The sequence below is a fragment of the Paraburkholderia sp. Clong3 genome (genome assembly GCF_050436485.1).
Taxonomy (GTDB): domain Bacteria; phylum Pseudomonadota; class Gammaproteobacteria; order Burkholderiales; family Burkholderiaceae; genus Paraburkholderia; species Paraburkholderia tuberum.
On sequence record NZ_JBNDMH010000002.1, the window covers coordinates 500,703 to 517,676 of the forward strand.

At 63.3% G+C, this 16,974-nt stretch carries 14 protein-coding genes; 11 read left to right on the forward strand and 3 right to left on the reverse strand.

Going from position 1 to position 16,974, the window contains the following annotated elements; genetic code table 11:
• The first annotated feature begins 58 nt into the window (after positions 1 to 58).
• The 3 genes from aceE (at position 59) to lpdA (ending at position 6,409) form a co-directional block, all read left to right on the forward strand.
• Entirely contained in the window at positions 59 to 2,755 is a 2,697-nt protein-coding gene (gene aceE / locus OKW30_RS06575; protein ID WP_429346300.1) for a pyruvate dehydrogenase (acetyl-transferring), homodimeric type, read from the forward strand.
• 83 nt (positions 2,756 to 2,838) lie between these two features.
• Positions 2,839 to 4,497, forward strand: coding sequence for a dihydrolipoyllysine-residue acetyltransferase (gene aceF / locus OKW30_RS06580; protein WP_429346301.1), 1,659 nt, complete (start codon positions 2,839 to 2,841; stop codon positions 4,495 to 4,497).
• 133 nt (positions 4,498 to 4,630) lie between these two features.
• The gene (gene lpdA / locus OKW30_RS06585; protein WP_429346302.1) at positions 4,631 to 6,409 is read left to right on the forward strand and encodes a dihydrolipoyl dehydrogenase; all 1,779 of its coding nucleotides are present in this window, start codon (positions 4,631 to 4,633) and stop codon (positions 6,407 to 6,409) included.
• 329 nt (positions 6,410 to 6,738) lie between these two features.
• On the opposite strand, the gene OKW30_RS06590 is transcribed toward lpdA, so the two are convergent.
• Positions 6,739 to 7,314: a phasin family protein gene (locus tag OKW30_RS06590; protein WP_013089827.1), complete on the reverse strand. Its 576-nt coding sequence runs from the start codon at positions 7,312 to 7,314 to the stop codon at positions 6,739 to 6,741.
• A gap of 745 nt (positions 7,315 to 8,059) precedes the next feature.
• Here OKW30_RS06590 and pbpG point away from each other — a divergent pair.
• Complete coding sequence (pbpG, locus tag OKW30_RS06595) at positions 8,060 to 9,250, forward strand: D-alanyl-D-alanine endopeptidase (RefSeq protein WP_184067522.1); 1,191 nt, start codon at positions 8,060 to 8,062, stop codon at positions 9,248 to 9,250.
• Positions 9,251 to 9,393: 143 nt separating this feature from the next.
• Here pbpG and OKW30_RS06600 read toward each other — a convergent pair whose 3' ends face one another.
• Positions 9,394 to 10,224, reverse strand: coding sequence for an IclR family transcriptional regulator (locus OKW30_RS06600; protein ID WP_090800805.1), 831 nt, complete (start codon positions 10,222 to 10,224; stop codon positions 9,394 to 9,396).
• Positions 10,225 to 10,402: 178 nt separating this feature from the next.
• Between OKW30_RS06600 and OKW30_RS06605 the strand changes: the two genes are divergently transcribed.
• Both OKW30_RS06605 and OKW30_RS06610 read left to right on the forward strand, forming a co-directional pair.
• Complete coding sequence (locus OKW30_RS06605) at positions 10,403 to 11,125, forward strand: (Fe-S)-binding protein (protein WP_429346303.1); 723 nt, start codon at positions 10,403 to 10,405, stop codon at positions 11,123 to 11,125.
• Positions 11,126 to 11,236: 111 nt separating this feature from the next.
• On the forward strand, positions 11,237 to 12,652 hold the full coding sequence (locus tag OKW30_RS06610) for a lactate utilization protein B (RefSeq protein ID WP_429346304.1): 1,416 nt from the start codon (positions 11,237 to 11,239) through the stop codon (positions 12,650 to 12,652).
• A gap of 95 nt (positions 12,653 to 12,747) precedes the next feature.
• On the opposite strand, the gene OKW30_RS06615 is transcribed toward OKW30_RS06610, so the two are convergent.
• Positions 12,748 to 13,263: a hypothetical protein gene (locus OKW30_RS06615; RefSeq protein WP_184067530.1), complete on the reverse strand. Its 516-nt coding sequence runs from the start codon at positions 13,261 to 13,263 to the stop codon at positions 12,748 to 12,750.
• 262 nt (positions 13,264 to 13,525) lie between these two features.
• Between OKW30_RS06615 and OKW30_RS06620 the strand changes: the two genes are divergently transcribed.
• The 5 genes from OKW30_RS06620 (at position 13,526) to iscU (ending at position 16,899) form a co-directional block, all read left to right on the forward strand.
• The gene (locus tag OKW30_RS06620) at positions 13,526 to 13,765 is read left to right on the forward strand and encodes a hypothetical protein (protein ID WP_184067533.1); all 240 of its coding nucleotides are present in this window, start codon (positions 13,526 to 13,528) and stop codon (positions 13,763 to 13,765) included.
• Positions 13,766 to 13,917: 152 nt separating this feature from the next.
• Positions 13,918 to 14,415, forward strand: a complete 498-nt coding sequence (locus OKW30_RS06625; RefSeq protein ID WP_184067536.1) for a low molecular weight protein-tyrosine-phosphatase — start codon at positions 13,918 to 13,920, stop codon at positions 14,413 to 14,415.
• Between the two features lie 163 nt (positions 14,416 to 14,578).
• Positions 14,579 to 15,109 carry a Fe-S cluster assembly transcriptional regulator IscR gene (gene iscR, locus OKW30_RS06630; RefSeq protein WP_184067539.1) on the forward strand — a complete coding sequence of 177 codons (531 nt, stop codon included), beginning with the start codon at positions 14,579 to 14,581 and terminating at the stop codon, positions 15,107 to 15,109.
• Positions 15,110 to 15,189: 80 nt separating this feature from the next.
• Positions 15,190 to 16,413: an IscS subfamily cysteine desulfurase gene (locus OKW30_RS06635; RefSeq protein WP_429346305.1), complete on the forward strand. Its 1,224-nt coding sequence runs from the start codon at positions 15,190 to 15,192 to the stop codon at positions 16,411 to 16,413.
• 72 nt (positions 16,414 to 16,485) lie between these two features.
• Positions 16,486 to 16,899: a Fe-S cluster assembly scaffold IscU gene (gene iscU, locus OKW30_RS06640; RefSeq protein ID WP_184022374.1), complete on the forward strand. Its 414-nt coding sequence runs from the start codon at positions 16,486 to 16,488 to the stop codon at positions 16,897 to 16,899.
• Positions 16,900 to 16,974: the final 75 nt, after the last annotated feature.

A 16,974-nucleotide genomic window follows, 5' to 3' on the forward strand; every position in this document is an offset into this window, starting at 1 on the left:
CCGTTCCTGCGTCCGCGTCGTCTGTTCAAAGTGCGTTCCCCATACCCAGGAGACGAGCATGTCCGCTGTACCCGACGAAGTCATGAAATATGTCGCCGCCGATAAAGACGACGATCCCCAGGAAACCGGCGAATGGCTGGAAGCGCTGGATGGCGTGATTTCTGCAGTAGGCCCTGACCGTGCCCACTACCTGATCGAAAAACAGATCGAATTCGCACGCGTGCACGGCGAACATCTGCCGTTCTCTGCTAACACTCCTTACATCAACACGATTCCGGTCGCGCGCCAGGCCAAGAACCCCGGCGACCAGGACATCGAACACCGTATCCGCTCGTACACCCGCTGGAACGCGATGGCGATGGTGCTGCGCGCCGGCAAGGAAACCAACGTCGGCGGCCACATCGCGTCGTTCGCATCGGCCGCCACGCTGTACGACGTCGGCTACAACCACTTCTGGCACGCACCGTCGGCCGAGCACGGCGGTGACCTCGTGTTCGTGCAGGGCCACTCGTCGCCGGGTGTTTACTCGCGCGCGTTCCTGCTCGGTCGCCTGACCGACAAGCAGCTCGACAACTTCCGCCAGGAAGTCGGCGGCGAGGGCATCTCGTCGTATCCGCATCCGTGGCTGATGCCGGACTTCTGGCAATTCCCGACCGTGTCGATGGGCCTGGGCCCGATCATGGCGATCTACCAGGCGCGCTTCATGAAGTACCTGCAGGCGCGCGGCATCGCGAAGACCGACGGCCGCAAGGTCTGGGCCTTCCTCGGCGACGGCGAAACGGACGAGCCGGAATCGCTCGGCGCGATCGGCATGGCCGGTCGCGAGCGCCTGGACAACCTCGTGTTCGTGATCAACTGCAACCTGCAGCGTCTCGACGGTCCGGTGCGCGGCAACGGCAAGATCATCCAGGAACTCGAAAGCGAATTCCGCGGCGCCGGCTGGAACGTGATCAAGGTCATCTGGGGCAGCCGCTGGGACGCGCTGTTCGCGCGCGACAAGTCGGGCGCGCTGATGCGCCGCATGATGGAAGTCGTCGACGGCGAGTACCAGACGTACAAGTCGGAGTCGGGCGCGTTCGTGCGCGAACACTTCTTCAACACGCCGGAACTGAAGGCGCTGGTCGCCGACTGGTCCGACGACGACATCTGGAATCTGAACCGCGGCGGCCATGATCCGCACAAGATCTACGCGGCGTTCACGGAAGCGACGAATTCGAAGGGCCAGCCGACCGTCATCCTCGCGAAGACGATCAAGGGCTACGGCATGGGCGAAGCCGGCCAGGCGATGAACATCACCCACCAGCAGAAGAAGATGCAGGTGGAGCAGCTGAAGAAGTTCCGCGACCAGTTCCGTCTGCCGATCACGGACGAGCAGATCGTCGATGTGCCGTACCTGACGTTCGAGGAAGGCTCGAAGGAACTCGAGTACATGCGTCAGAAACGCATGGATCTCGGCGGCTATCTCCCGGCGCGTCGTCAGAAGGCCGAGTCGCTGCCGGTGCCGGAACTGTCGGCATTCGAGCCGCTGTTGAAGGGCACGGGCGAAGGCCGCGAGATCTCCACGACGATGGCGTTCGTGCGGATCCTGAACATCCTGCTGAAGGACAAGACGCTCGGCAAGCGCGTCGTGCCGATCGTGCCGGATGAATCGCGTACGTTCGGCATGGAAGGTCTGTTCCGTCAGATCGGTATCTGGAATCAGGACGGCCAGAAGTACGTGCCGGAAGATTCCGACCAGCTGATGTTCTACCGTGAGTCGGAGACCGGTCAGATCCTGCAGGAGGGCATCAACGAAGCCGGCGGCATGGCCGACTGGATCGCGGCCGCGACGTCGTACTCGACGCACGGCGAGATCATGATCCCGTTCTACATCTTCTACTCGATGTTCGGCTTCCAGCGCATCGGCGACCTCGCATGGGCCGCTGGCGACATGCGCTCGCGCGGCTTCCTGCTGGGCGGCACGGCGGGCCGCACGACGCTGAACGGCGAAGGCCTGCAACACGAAGACGGCCACTCGCTGATGTGGGCGGCTTCGGTGCCGAACTGCATCAGCTACGACCCGACGTTCGGCTACGAACTCGCGGTCATCGTGCAGGACGGTCTGCGCCGCATGGTCGCCGACCAGGAAGACGTCTACTACTACGTCACCGTGATGAACGAGAACTACGAGCACCCGGCGATCCCGCAGGGCGAGACCGTGGCGGCCGACATCATCAAGGGCATGTACTCGTTCAGCAAGACCGCAGCCGATAAAAAGGCGCCGCACGTGCAGCTGATGGGCGCGGGCACGATCTTCAACGAAGTGATCGCCGCGGCCGACCTGCTGAAAAACGACTGGGGCGTCAACGCCGACTTGTGGAGCGTGCCGAGCTTCACCGAGCTCGCGCGCGAAGGTCACGAAGTGCAGCGCTGGAACCTGTTGCACCCGACCGAAGAGAAGAAGCTGTCGCACGTCGAGAAGCTGTTGAAGGATGCGCCGGGTCCGGTCATCGCATCGACCGACTACGTGCGCGCGCTGACCGAGCAGATCCGCGCGTTCGTGCCGCAGAAGTTCGTCGTGCTGGGCACCGACGGTTATGGCCGCTCGGACACGCGCGAGAAGCTGCGTCACTTCTTCGAAGTCGATCGCTTCTGGGTCACGGTCGCCGCGCTGAACGCGCTGGCGGACGAAGGCACGATCGAACGCAAGGTGGTCGCCGAGGCGCTCAAGAAGTACAACCTTGATCCCGCCAAACCCAACCCGATGACCGTCTAAGGCATCACCCGTGTGCCACGATGCACGCGCTTGCTCCTCATCGCGAGGGGCCGGCGGCGTGCGCGGCCCAGGAGACACTAACAATGAGTCAAGCGATCGAAGTCAAGGTGCCGGACATCGGCGATTACAAGGACGTCCCTGTGATCGAGGTGCTGGTGAAGGCGGGTGACTCCGTCGAAAAAGAGCAATCGCTCGTGACGCTGGAATCCGACAAGGCGACGATGGACGTGCCGAGCTCGGCCGACGGCGTCGTCAAGGAAGTGAAGGTCAAGGTCGGCGATGCGGTGTCCGAAGGCACGCTGATCATCGTGCTGGAAGGCGCCAACGCCGCTGCCGCGGCGCCCGCGCCGGCTGCCGCACCGGCTCCTGCTCCTGCTCCTGCGCCGGCGGCAGCTCCCGCTGCGGCGCCCGCGCCCGCGGCGGCAGGCGGCGGCGTGCAGGAAATCAAGGTGCCGGATATCGGCGACTACAAAGACGTCCCCGTGATCGAGATCGCGGTGAAGGTCGGCGATCGTGTCGAGAAGGAACAATCGCTCGTCACGCTCGAATCCGACAAGGCGACGATGGATGTGCCCAGCTCGGCCGCCGGCGTCGTCAAGGAAGTGAAGGTCAAGGTTGGCGATACCGTGTCGGAAGGCTCGGTCATCGTCGTGATCGAAGCGGAAGGCGGCGCTGCCCCGGCACCCGCGCCGGCACCGGCCGCGAAGGCGCCGACTGAAAAGCCGTTCGACGCGCCGGCCACGCCGACCCCGGCACCGGCCGCGCCGTCCGCGCTCGCGCAGGCGCCGCTGATCCCGGCTGGAGAAGGCGGCTCGCGTCATCCGAGCCATGCGTCGCCGTCGGTGCGCAAGTTCGCGCGCGAACTCGGGGTGGACGTCGGCCAGGTGAAGGGCACCGGTCCGAAGGGCCGCATTACGCAGGCCGACGTGACCGCGTTCGTGAAGGGCGTGATGACGGGCCAGCGCGCGGCGCCGGCTGGTGCGGCCGCGCCGGCCGCCGGCGGTGGCGAGCTGAATCTGCTGCCGTGGCCGAAGGTCGACTTCACGAAGTTCGGTCCGATCGATCCGAAGCCGTTGTCGCGCATCAAGAAGATCTCGGGCGCGAACCTGCATCGCAACTGGGTCATGATTCCGCACGTCACGAACAACGACGAAGCGGACATCACCGAGCTCGAAGCGCTGCGCGTCAAGCTGAACAAGGAACACGAGAAGGCGGGCGTCAAGTTCACGATGCTCGCCTTCGTGATCAAGGCCTGCGTGGCGGCCCTGAAGAAATTCCCGACCTTCAACGCGAGCCTCGACGGCGACAACCTGGTGTTCAAGCAGTACTACCACATCGGTTTTGCCGCTGACACGCCGAACGGCCTCATGGTGCCGGTGATTCGCGACGCGGACAAGAAGGGCCTCGTCGACATCGCGAAGGAAATGGCCGAGCTGTCGAAGGCCGCGCGCGAGGGCAAGCTGAAGCCGGACCAGATGCAGGGCGGCTGCTTCTCGATCTCGTCGCTGGGCGGTATCGGCGGCACGCACTTCACGCCGATCATCAATGCGCCTGAAGTCGCGATTCTCGGCCTGTCGCGCAGCGCGATGAAGCCGGTGTGGGACGGCAAGCAGTTCGAGCCGCGTCTGACCATGCCGCTGTCGCTGTCGTACGACCATCGCGTGATCGACGGAGCGGAAGCCGCGCGCTTCAACGCATACCTCGGTTCGATTCTTGCCGATTTCCGGCGTGTGATTCTTTGACCGGCTGGTGAGGTCCGCCGGCGCGGGCGCGGATGGTTTCGACCGATCCGCGTCGCGCCGTCCGCGCGTTCGCGCTCACGTGCGCTGTGCGCGAAGGCGCGCTCATCATCGATCAATAAGAGAAGGGGACACCATGAGTCTCGTCGAAGTAAAAGTGCCGGACATCGGTGACTTCAAGGACGTCGACGTCATCGAAGTCAACATCAAGCCGGGCGACACCATCGAAAAAGAGCAGTCGCTGCTGACGCTCGAATCCGACAAGGCGTCGATGGAAGTGCCGAGCGATACCGCCGGCACCGTCAAGGAAGTGCGTATCAAGCCGGGCGACAAGGTCTCGCAGGGCACGGTCATCGCGCTCGTCGAGGCAACGGCGGGCGGCGCGGCTGCGGCCGCTGCGGAGCCGAAAGCGCCCGAGAAGGCGGCTCCCGCGCCGGCGCCTGCCGCTGCGGCGCCGAAGGCCGCCGCAGCGGCTGCGCAAGCCGGCAGCTATTCGGGCAGCGCCGACATCGAGTGCGACATGCTCGTGCTCGGTTCGGGCCCCGGCGGTTATTCGGCCGCGTTCCGCTCCGCCGACCTCGGCATGAAGACCGTGCTGGTCGAGCGTTATCCGACGCTCGGCGGCGTGTGTCTGAACGTCGGCTGCATCCCGTCGAAGGCGCTGCTGCACACCGCGCTCGTCATCGACGAAGCGGCTGATCTTGCCGCGCACGGTATCACGTTCGGCAAGCCGCAGATCGATCTCGACAAGCTGCGCGATTTCAAGTCCGGCGTGGTCAGGAAGCTGACCGGCGGTCTCGCCGGCATGGCGAAGGCGCGCAAGGTCGAAGTGGTGGTCGGTACGGGTGCGTTCGTCGATCCGAACCACATGGAAGTGCAGACCGAGGGCGGCAAGAAGGTCGTCAGGTTCAACCAGGCGATCATCGCAGCGGGCTCGGAAGCGGTGAAGCTGCCGTTCATTCCGGAAGATCCGCGGGTCGTCGATTCGACCGGCGCGCTCGAACTGCGCCAGATTCCGCAGCGCATGCTCGTGATCGGCGGCGGCATCATCGGTCTCGAAATGGCGACCGTGTACTCGACGCTCGGCGCGAACATCGACGTGGTCGAAATGCTCGACGTCCTGATGGCCGGCGCGGACCGCGATCTGGTCAAGGTCTGGGAGAAGTACAACAGCAAGCGTTTCGCGAACGTGATGCTGAAGACCAAGACCATCGCCGCCGAAGCGAAGGACGACGGCATCTACGTGTCGTTCGAGGGCGAGCAGGCGCCGGCCGAGCCGCAACGCTACGACCTCGTGCTGGTGGCCGTCGGCCGTTCGCCGAACGGCAGGCGGATCGGCGCGGAAAAGGCCGGCGTCGCGGTGACGGATCGCGGCTTCATCGAAGTCGACAGGCAACAGCGCACGAATGTGCCGCACATCTTCGCGATCGGCGACATCGTCGGTCAGCCTATGCTCGCGCACAAGGCCGTGCACGAAGGCCACGTGGCGGCGGAAGCCGCGCATGGCGAGAAGGCGTACTTCGACGCGCTGCAGATTCCGTCGGTGGCCTACACCGATCCGGAAGTGGCTTGGGCCGGCAAGACGGAAGACCAACTGAGAGCCGAAGGCGTCAAGTTCGGCAAGGCGGTGTTTCCGTGGGCCGCATCGGGTCGCGCGATCGCCAACGGTCGCGACGAGGGCTTCACGAAGCTGCTGTTCGATGAGGAAACGCATCGCGTGATCGGCGGCGGTATCGTCGGTCTGAACGCGGGCGACCTGATCAGCGAAGTCTGTCTCGCGATCGAGATGGGCGCGGACGCAACGGATATCGGCAAGACGATCCATCCGCATCCGACGCTCGGCGAATCGATCGGCATGGCGGCCGAGTTGTATGAAGGCGTCTGTACCGATCTGCCGCCCGTCAAGAAGAAGTAACGCGGTGCGCCGCGCCTGTGTGACGACATGCGGGCGCGGCAAAGCCGGTCGAGCCGTACGGCAAAGAAAAACGGCGCGCTCCATGTCGGAGCGCGCCGTTTCTGCGCCGTTTCTGTTTTCGTGGCGGCCAGTGGCGGGCAAAAAAATCCCGGCTTGGCGGCCGGGCAAACGATACGCCATTGCAACGTATCGGAGCGTTCGGCTCTTCAAACCGTATAAGCGGCAACGGCACGACGCTGTTGCTTGCGATAACGCCGGCGCAGCGCATAGGCTGGGCCGGCGTGAAAGACGACGCGAGGCATAAAGCCTGGCGTGTTGACGCGTGAAGCTTAGACGGCCTTCTTGGCGGCGGCGCGCGATGCTTGCGCAGCGGCTTGCGAAGCTGCCTTCGAAGCGGCCGTTGCAGCTGCGTTGAAGTTGCTTTCGGCGATTTCGACAGCCTGGCGGGTTGCCTTGTGGACCGTTTCGTACGTGGTGTTGGCGGCGGTGATAGCCGACTTCATCACGGCGACAGCGGTTTCCGAACCGGCCGGTGCGTTCTTGGCGACGTTTTCGACGAGCGCCTGAACCTTGCGGTTTTGCTCTTCGAATTGCGCTTCCGCGACGCGGGTGAATTCACCCTGCGTTGCCGAAACGATTTCGTACACATGGCGGCCATACGACAGCGCCTTTTCAGCCACCGGCTGGGCGAGGCTTGCTTGCAGTGCCAGCAGTTCCTGCGCATCCTTCACGGACAGCGCGCGTTGGGCATTTTCCTGGCTTTCGGCGAGCGTCGACTTCACAACTTGCAGGTTCAGCTCGACCAGCTTTTCGACACCTTCAAATGCTTTGGTCGTCAGGCCGAACAGGGTTTCGAAGTTGGCTTTCTGGGCTGCGGCGAATTGCTCAGGGGTCAGCAGAGTCATGGTTTACGCTCCTGGATTGCGGCCGGTCTGTGCGGACCGCATTGGGTGGGTGGCGAGACGCAGGTTCATCGTCTCACCGGACCGCGATGTATTGTGCATCGCAGCAATGGTTCCCATTTTAGGATGCCTACAAGGAATGTCAAGCGTTTTTTGTGCATCGCACAATGTTGAGAAAATGCCGACAAAACAATAGGTTATACAGTAGGCATGTCATTAATATGACGCGGAACGATTGCTCGTTGCACCGTGCTGGTGCGACATAAACCAACCGTTCAGCAGGCCGTCGGGAGATTATTTTTCCGTGTGGCAGCAATTCTCCCCTGAAAAACCGATCATCATCAATTCGATGTAAACCACAAGATGACAAGGAACGTTAAAGAACGATGGCAGTCGAACGCGCGTTAGCGACTTTCGTCGGACACTTAAAAAAGTCCGTCGCACGCTCGCAACGCCTTCATGGCGCGGCGCAGTAGTTTCCGCCTGTGCTCTGACAGTATTTCCCCGGATCAAGGTTGTCTCAAAATTGCCGTTATCCTGCAATGATCTGCTCGATTGGGCCGGGCGGCGATGGCGAGGCTTGCTGGCGACGATCGTTTTTTTCGATCGAGGCGCGGCACTTATTCGTGTTTTCGCGATCGGAGCTGACAAGCCGGTTTAAGGAGCGCGTATAAGTGCTTCAAATTGCTAATTTTTCGTTGCTTTACTACACTTGCGGAAACCTCTCGCCGCTCCCTATCGAACACCCATGAAAACCGACATGTTTTCGTCGCTAAAAGTGCTCCACGGCGCGGCGCGCAGCACCGCTCTATCGGTGGCCGTCTCGCTGGCCGTCGCAGCGGCGTTCGCTACGCCTGTCAGCACTTTCGCAGCTACGTCTGCTGCATCCGCAAAAACTTCCAAACACGCTAACACTGCCAGGAAGCCTGCGCAGGCGGCCGCCACCGCAAAGGTGTCGAGCCATGCGGCGAAAGCCGGCAAGGGTGAGGCCGTGAAAGTCGCTGCGGCGGATGAAGATGCCCCGCACGCCGGCGTCAAACGCAAGCGCGTCACGTTCACGGCGAACGGCCGACACCGTTCGGTGATGCGACGCGTCGCGTACGAGCCGCGCCAGCCGAGCGTCGGCCAGGCGTTTGGTCTGCACGAGACGCCGGACGCGCTGATGCTGCGCTCGAGCGTCGCCTATGTGATCGACCAGAACAGCGGCGAGACGCTGTTCGACAAGAACTCGCGCGCGGTGGTACCGATCGCATCGATCAGCAAGCTGATGACGGCGATGGTGGTGCTCGATTCGAAAGAGCCGATGACCGATCAGATCGAAGTCACCGACGAAGACCGCGACTACGAGAAGAACACCGGTTCGCGTCTGTCGGTGGGCTCGGTGCTGTCGCGCGAGGACATGCTGCACATCGCGCTGATGGCGTCGGAAAACCGCGCGGCGGCGGCGCTGTCGCGCTACTACCCGGGCGGCCGTCCGGCGTTCCTCGCGGCGATGAACGCGAAGGCGAGGCAGCTCGGCATGAACGACACGCACTTCGAGAACCCGACCGGTCTGACGAGCATGAACGTGTCGAGCGCGCGCGATCTCGTGAAGATGGTCAACGCGGCGTATCAGTACCCGTTGATCCGCAAGTTCTCGACCGATCACAGCTATGAGGTGTACACCGGCAAGCGCACGCTCGCGTACAACAGCACGAACGCGCTGGTGCGCAACCCGACGTGGGACATCGGTCTGCAGAAGACCGGCTTCATCAACGAAGCGGGCGAGTGTCTCGTGATGCAGGCGACCATCCACGGCCGGCCGATGATCCTGGTGCTGCTCGATTCGTCGGGCAAGTACTCGCGTTTCGCGGACGCGACGCGTCTGCGTACGTGGCTCGACAACGGCGGCGACCAGCCGCGTATCACGAGCGCCGATGCCGGCGGTCCGGGTACCTGAAGCCGCAACGCATACTCAGCCGGTGGTAGTCAGTCCGGCTGCAGCTGACGTGCAAAGAAAAAGCCTCGCGGATGCGAGGCTTTTTTCATGGCGCCGGCGGGAGGGCAAAGGGTGCAACGGCGGTTGGGCGGCCGCCCCCTTCACTAATGCTGGCCGTGCGAGCCATGTGAGCCGTGCCCGCCGTGCGCATGGTCCTGCTGCGGCTGCGGCCGGTAGCCGAGCGATTCCGAAATCATCAACGCGGTCTGGCTCAACTGCCCGAGCCATGAATCCTGCAAACGATCGGCCGGCGCCGACAGCGACAGTCCCGCGACCAGCTTGCCGGTATCGTCGTAGATGCCGGCGGCGATGCAGCGCACGCCCAACTCCAGTTCCTCGTTGTCGCGCGCGCAGGCCTGCTGGCGCACATGCGACAGCTCGCGCTCGAGTTTCGCGAGATCGGTGATGCTGTTCTGCGTGTGGCCCGACAGACCGGTGCGTGTTGCGTAGGCACGCACGCGGGTGGCTTCGTCGGCCGCGAGGAACAGCTTGCCGACCGAGGTCAGATGAAGCGGGGCGCGCCCGCCGATCGCCCGCACCACCTGCATGCCCGAGCGCTCCGAATACGCGCGTTCGATATAGACGATTTCGTCGCCCTGACGCACCGACAGGTTCACGGTCTGCCCGGTCTCGCGGTGCAGCTCGCGCATCGGCGTGAGCGCCGCGTCGCGCACCGACAGGCGCGCCTTGACGAGATTGCCCAGTTCGAGCAGGCGCATGCCAAGACGGTAGGTGCCGGGGTCTGAACGGTCGACCAGCCGGCACATCACCATATCGTTCAGGATGCGGTGCGCGGTGGATGGATGCAGCTCCGTGCGGATGGCCAGTTCTTTCAGGCTGACCGGGTCGCTGTGCGCCGCCAGTGCGTCGAGCAGGCGCATCATGCGTTCGATCACCTGGATCGAAGTTTTGGGATCCGGGTTCGTATCGCTCATATGAGAATCGGTGGATGCGTCAAACAGCGAAAACTGATTGTATCTCGTATTGTGAAAAAAGCGAACGCTTCGAGGCGCGCTTCCAATCCGGCGCGGCGTGCTTCCTATGCCTTCCGGCCGTTGGTATTGCACCGGCAAACAGCGGATAATCAGGGACGTTTCCCCGCAAGGAGGGCTCATGCGAGTCGGATTGTTCGTCACTTGCCTGATTGACCTGATGCGTCCCGAGATCGGTTTCTCCGTCATCAAGCTGATCGAAGGCGCCGGTTTCGAGGTCGTAGTGCCGCCCGCGCAAACCTGTTGCGGGCAACCTGCGTATAACTCGGGAGACCGCCGCCTCGCGCGCGACCTTGCCGAGAAAACGCTGCGCGAGTTCGAACAGTTCGACTATGTGGTGGTGCCGTCGGGCTCGTGCGGCGGCATGATCCGCGCGCACTACGGCGACCTGTTCCGCGACGATCCCGAACTGATGAACCGTTTCGGCCGCCTGCGCGGCAAGGTGTTCGAGCTGACGGATTTCCTCGTCAACGTCGCGAAGGTGCAGTTGCAAGCGGGCGAGTTCGCGGGACAGGTGACTTATCACGACTCGTGTTCGGGCTTGCGCGAACTGGGCGTCAAGGAACAGCCGCGCGAACTGCTCGCGCAGGTCGGCGTCGCGGTCACCGAGATGAAAGGCTGCGAGCATTGCTGCGGCTTCGGCGGCACTTTCGCGGTCAAATACGGCGATATCTCGACCGCGATCGTCGACGAAAAGTGCACGAACATCGCCGCGAGCGGCGCCGGTGCGGTGGTGCTCGGCGACCTCGGCTGCATGTTGAATATCGAAGGGCGGCTGCGCCGCAACGGCGACTCGACGACGCGCGTGCTGCATATCGCACAGGTGCTGGCCGGCGACGTGTAATCCCCGCGTGGCGAACACCGCTATTGTTCGCGTCACGTTTATCTTGTCTGTCACGCATTGCGTCGGGCGCGAATGCGCCGCGCGTTTCAATCCGATCTCATCAGGGGCGCCATGCAAGTCCAATCGATGCAGTTCAAGGCTCGCGCCGGTCAGAAACTCGCCGACCAGCGCCTGCAGCAGAACCTGACCAAGCTGTCCACGAAGTTCGTGTCGGCGCGCGCGAGCGCGATGACCGCGATCGATTTCCCCGCGACGCGGGCCGCGCTCAAGGAGCGCCGTGATCGCGCGCTCGAGAATCTCGACGTGTGGCTCGAAACCTTCGAGCGCGAGGCGACCCGGCGCGGCGTGACTGTGCTGTTCGCGGAGACCACGCAGGAGGCCGCGCGGCTCGTCGGCGACATTGCGCGCAAGCACGAGGTGAAGAAGGTGATCAAGACCAAGTCGATGGTCACCGAGGAAATGCGCCTGAACGAAGTGCTCGGGCAGATGGGCGTGCAGTCGATCGAAACCGACCTTGGCGAATACATCCTGCAGATCAACGACAACGAGCCGCCAAGCCATATCATCGCGCCGGTCGTTCACAAGGATAAGGACGAGATCGCCGACCTGTTCGCGAAGACGCACGGCCGGCCGCGGCTCACCGAGATTCCCGACATGACGCGTGAGGCGCGCGAGATGCTGCGGCCGCATTTTCTGAGCGCGGACATGGGCGTGACGGGCGGCAATTTCATCATCGCGGAAACGGGCTCGGTCGCGGTCGTGACCAACGAGGGCAACGAAGGTATGTGCACGGTGATGCCGCGCGTGCATGTCGCTGTCACCGGCATCGAGAAGGTGCTGCCGACGCTCGAGGATCTCGCGACGGCTATGCGCCTGCTGCCGCGTTCGGCAACCGGCCAGGCCACCTCGAACTATTTTTCGATGCTGACCGGGCCGCGTGGCGCGGGCGATCAGGATGGGCCCGAGCATATGTACGTGGTGCTCGTCGACGGTGGCCGCACAGGGCTGATCGGCGGCGACTTCCAGGAGATGCTTCGCTGCATCCGCTGCGGCGCGTGCATGAACCATTGCCCGGTGTATCAGAAGGTCGGCGGGCACGCGTATGGCTGGGTCTATCCGGGGCCGATGGGGTCGGTGCTGACGCCGAGCTATGTCGGCATCGACAAGGCGCTCGACCTGCCGCAAGCGGCGACGTTATGCGGCGAATGCAATAGCGTGTGCCCGGTCGGTATCCCGCTGTCCGATCTGTTGCGCAAGCTGCGCGAAAAGCAGATGGAGCGACACCTGCGGCCGTGGAAGGAGCGCGCCGGGTTGGCGCTGTGGGGCTGGCTCGCGCTGCATCCCGATGCCTATGCGCTCTTTACCAAACTCGCCGTGCGCGTGCTGGAGCGCATGGGTGGGCGCAATCGGTCGATCACCAAGCTGCCGCTCGGCGGCGCGGGCTGGACCGATACGCGCGACATGCCGGCGCCGGTGGGTCGTACGTTCCGCGAGTTGTATGCCGCGCAGCGCAGCCATATTGGCTGAGCGGGCGGCATTGGGATTGGTTTGACGGCTGCGCGCTCGCGCAGCCGTCGAAATGGGCGAAGAAGCCGGCGGGATACTTCAGCGCCGCTCCGTCTTCAATGTTCGGTCATCTGCCCCGGCTGACGCGCGGGCGCATTTCTCCCCAAATCGTTGCCTCGTCCGCCGCCGTTGCCGGCTTGCGGCTGGCGGCCCGCGCCGGGGTGCGGGCCGCCATTGGCGCCACCAGGGCCGTGCGGACCGCCCGCTGCGCCCTGCGGCGGCGGGCCGCCGTGCGGTTGTCCAGGACCGCCGCCATTGTTGCCATGACCGTTGCCGTGATCGCCGTGGTGCCAGTCGTTGTCGTTCGGATGACCGCGATCCGGATAGCCGCGATAGCCGGAGCCCGGCGCCGGGCCGTAGTAGCGTCCCGGACCGTAATCGCCGTAGCCCAGGTACACATTGGTTTGCGGCACGACCACGGCACCCGGCGCGAATGCGGAAACGTCATAACCGTTGTAGCCGCTATAGGCGCCGTAGCCGTTGCCGTACATCGGCGTGCCGTCCGGATAGACCGCGCAGCCGCCGAGCAGCGCGGCGGCCATCAGGCCGACGGGAGGTGCAATGCGTTTCATTTTGTGGTGCAAAGAAATGTAAGGGTAAGAATAAGACCGTCATTGTCGCCGTCCGTCGCGGCGGCTTTGTATGCGTTTGTAAGCTTTACTTTGTGTGCCAGCGATGCGCCAATCGTTCCCGAAAGAGGTCTCAATTGACTGTTTCGTATCAAGCAACGATCTATCTCGCGCGGGCGGGTTTTTCCCGATTGTGAATTCCTATAGCATTTCGTTAGGGCATAGTGCGTCATAAGCTCATGCGCCCCTAATTGAAGAACACATCATGAAAAAGACAATATCGGTGTACTGGCCCCTAGCCATCGTTGTACCGCTCGCGGTGCTCGCCTTTCTGCACGTCAACGGCCAAACCGCTTCGCGCGCTTCGCAGATGCCGCTCGACGCCAACCATCTGACCGCCGAACTCGCACGCGCGGTGTCGTACGGCATGATCGACACGGCGTCGGCATTGCCGGCCAAGCCGATGCGTGCCGCCACGGCGACGCCGCTCGCCGAGGCATCGTAAGCCGGCGCGGCGGACCGCGACGGTCCGAAGCCGCTGATCTTGCTGGCTGCGCCCCGCTCGGCGCGAATCTGTCGAGATTTGTATAATCGCGGCGCAGTCCGCTGACTGTCTGACGACCTCACGCGCGGCGCCTCGGGCGTCGAAAATCCCTGATGAAAACTGTATCCATCTGTTTCGTTTGCCTCGGGAATATCTGCCGTTCACCGACGGCGGAGGGCGTGATGCGTCATCTGGTCGACGAGGCGAAGCTTGCGGACTGCATCCTGATCGATTCGGCCGGCACCGGCGATTGGCACATCGGCGCGGCGCCCGACGAACGCGCGCAACACGCGGCCCGCCAGCGCGGCTATGCGCTCGACGCGCTGCGCGGCCGCCAGATCACGGTCGCGGACTTCGAGCGCTTCGATCTGCTGATTGCCATGGACGACCGAAACGTCGCCGCGTTGCGTCAACTGTGCCCGCCCGCACAGCGCGACAAGATCCGTCTGCTGATGGAGTTCGTGCCTGAGTCGGATGGCCGCTGGAGCGGCGCGCGAGAGGTTGTCGATCCGTATTTCGGCGGCGCGGAAGGCTTCGAGTTGGTGCTCGATCAGTGCGAAGCAGCCTGCCGCGGGCTGATCACCGCGCTGCGCCCGCAGTTGCTCGCGTAGGCATCGGGCGAAGAACGCAGACGCACCACACGGGTTGGGGCGCGGCGTCGACGTATGGCGATCAATTAAGCGAATGACACAAAATTTACCGCCCATACTTGACTAAATCGCTCATGTATTTATACTTGACCAAACTTGTCGAGAATTGCGGTTCCCACATCATATGAGACTCACCACGAAAGGCCGTTTCGCCGTCACGGCGATGATCGACCTGGCGCTGCGCCAGGAGCAGGGCCCGGTGACGCTTGCGGGTATCAGCCAGCGCCAACACATCTCCCTGTCGTATCTCGAGCAGCTGTTTGGCAAGCTGCGCCGTCATGAAATCGTCGAATCCGTGCGCGGACCGGGCGGTGGCTACAATCTCGCGCGCCGTGCCGAAGAGGTGACGGTGGCCGACATCATCATCGCGGTCGACGAACCGCTCGACGCCACCCAGTGCGGCGGTAAGGGCACATGCGAAGGCACCAAGCAGCACGACGGCCACTGCATGACGCATGAGCTGTGGTCGACGCTGAACCAGAAAATGGTCGAATACCTCGATTCGGTTTCGCTGAAGGATCTGGTGGATCAGCAGCGTTCGCGCGAAGGCACGCCGGCCGTGCTGCGCGACAGGCGCAACGACGCGCCGGCGGCCGAACCCGTGCGCGTGGCGCCCAAGGGTCCCAATTCCGTTTTCAACATGGCCGGTTCGTGAGCGGCACGCAATAGAAAACCCTCGCCGCAGGCCCATATCGAACCCAGAAGCCAGAGCACATGACGTCCCCGGAGCAATTGATGAATAACGACTCTCTCCATCTGCCTATCTACATGGACTACAGCGCCACGACGCCGATCGATCCGCGTGTGGTGGACAAGATGATCCCGTATCTGCGCGAGCAGTTCGGCAATCCCGCGTCGCGTAGTCACGCTTATGGCTGGACCGCCGAGCGTGCAGTCGAGGAAGCGCGCGAGCAGGTGGCCGCGCTCGTGAACGCCGATCCACGCGAAATCATCTGGACCTCGGGTGCGACGGAGTCGGACAACCTCGCTCTGAAAGGTGCCGCGCACTTTTACAAGAGCAAAGGCAAGCACATCATCACGGTGAAGACCGAGCACAAGGCGGTGCTGGACACCACCCGCGAGCTCGAGCGCGAAGGTTTCGAAGTCACCTATCTGGATGTCAAGGACGACGGTCTGATCGACCTCGACGCGTTCAAGGGGGCACTGCGCCCGGACACGATTCTGGTGTCGGTGATGTCGGTCAACAACGAGATCGGCGTCATCCAGGACATCGAGGCGATTGGCGAGATCACGCGCGAGAAGGGCATCATTTTTCACGTCGACGCGGCGCAGGCCAGCGGCAAGATCCAGATCGATCTGCAGAAGCTGAAGGTCGACCTGATGTCGTTCTCGGCGCACAAGACCTACGGCCCGAAGGGCACCGGCGCGCTTTACGTGCGTCGCAAGCCGCGTATCCGTATCGAGGCGCAGATGCACGGCGGCGGTCACGAGCGCGGCATGCGTTCGGGCACGCTCGCCACGCACCAGATCGTCGGCATGGGTGAAGCGTTCCGTATCGCGCGTGAAGAGATGGCGACCGAAAACGAGCGCATCCGCATGCTGCGCGACCGGCTGCTGAAAGGCCTGTCGCAAATCGAGGAAGTGTATGTGAACGGCGACATGGAAAAGCGTGTGCCGCACAACCTGAACATCAGCTTCAATTTCGTCGAAGGCGAATCGCTGATCATGGCGGTGAAGGACGTCGCGGTGTCGTCGGGCTCGGCGTGCACATCGGCGTCGCTGGAGCCGTCGTACGTGCTGCGCGCGCTTGGCCGCAACGACGAACTCGCGCACAGCTCGATCCGCTTCACGGTGGGACGCTTCACGACCGAGCAGGAAATCGACTACGTGATCAACCTGCTGAAGTCGAAGATTTCCAAGCTGCGCGATCTGTCGCCGCTGTGGGAAATGCACAAGGACGGGATCGATCTGTCGACCATCCATTGGGCCGCGCACTGACGCGCCGGCTGGACGAAGCGGACATCGAACGTTCATCGCATTGCAGGTTGAAACGAATCAAGGAGTGTAATCATGGCTTATAGCGACAAGGTCCTCGACCACTACGAAAACCCGCGCAACGTCGGTTCCTTCGCGAAGGACGACGACACGGTCGGTACCGGCATGGTCGGCGCGCCGGCCTGCGGCGACGTGATGAAGCTGCAGATCCGCGTCGGCGCGGACGGCATCATCGAAGACGCGAAGTTCAAGACCTACGGCTGCGGCTCGGCCATCGCATCGAGCTCGCTCGTCACCGAATGGGTGAAGGGCAAGACGCTCGACCAGGCGATGTCGATCAAGAACACGCAGATCGCCGAAGAACTGGCACTGCCGCCGGTGAAGATCCATTGCTCGATCCTCGCGGAAGACGCGATCAAGGCAGCGGTCGCCGACTACAAGCAGCGCCACGGCGAAGCAGCGGTTGTCGAAGACGGCAAGGCCGCCTGAGCAACAGGGTAAGAAAGAAGCAACCGGTGAGCGCGGCGCGAACACGCGCGCCGCGCACTCTGGCAACTGAGAAAC

What these genes read in the sequence shown, in the direction of transcription:
- aceE (WP_429346300.1), top strand. Translation starts at nt 59, where the DNA reads ATGTCCGCTGTACCCGACGAAGTCATGAAATATGTCGCCGCCGATAAA.
- aceF (WP_429346301.1), top strand. Translation starts at nt 2,839, where the DNA reads ATGAGTCAAGCGATCGAAGTCAAGGTGCCGGACATCGGCGATTACAAG.
- lpdA (WP_429346302.1), top strand. Translation starts at nt 4,631, where the DNA reads ATGAGTCTCGTCGAAGTAAAAGTGCCGGACATCGGTGACTTCAAGGAC.
- OKW30_RS06590 (WP_013089827.1), bottom strand. Translation starts at nt 7,314, where the DNA reads ATGACTCTGCTGACCCCTGAGCAATTCGCCGCAGCCCAGAAAGCCAAC.
- pbpG (WP_184067522.1), top strand. Translation starts at nt 8,060, where the DNA reads ATGAAAACCGACATGTTTTCGTCGCTAAAAGTGCTCCACGGCGCGGCG.
- OKW30_RS06600 (WP_090800805.1), bottom strand. Translation starts at nt 10,224, where the DNA reads ATGAGCGATACGAACCCGGATCCCAAAACTTCGATCCAGGTGATCGAA.
- OKW30_RS06605 (WP_429346303.1), top strand. Translation starts at nt 10,403, where the DNA reads ATGCGAGTCGGATTGTTCGTCACTTGCCTGATTGACCTGATGCGTCCC.
- OKW30_RS06610 (WP_429346304.1), top strand. Translation starts at nt 11,237, where the DNA reads ATGCAAGTCCAATCGATGCAGTTCAAGGCTCGCGCCGGTCAGAAACTC.
- OKW30_RS06615 (WP_184067530.1), bottom strand. Translation starts at nt 13,263, where the DNA reads ATGAAACGCATTGCACCTCCCGTCGGCCTGATGGCCGCCGCGCTGCTC.
- OKW30_RS06620 (WP_184067533.1), top strand. Translation starts at nt 13,526, where the DNA reads ATGAAAAAGACAATATCGGTGTACTGGCCCCTAGCCATCGTTGTACCG.
- OKW30_RS06625 (WP_184067536.1), top strand. Translation starts at nt 13,918, where the DNA reads ATGAAAACTGTATCCATCTGTTTCGTTTGCCTCGGGAATATCTGCCGT.
- iscR (WP_184067539.1), top strand. Translation starts at nt 14,579, where the DNA reads ATGAGACTCACCACGAAAGGCCGTTTCGCCGTCACGGCGATGATCGAC.
- OKW30_RS06635 (WP_429346305.1), top strand. Translation starts at nt 15,190, where the DNA reads ATGAATAACGACTCTCTCCATCTGCCTATCTACATGGACTACAGCGCC.
- iscU (WP_184022374.1), top strand. Translation starts at nt 16,486, where the DNA reads ATGGCTTATAGCGACAAGGTCCTCGACCACTACGAAAACCCGCGCAAC.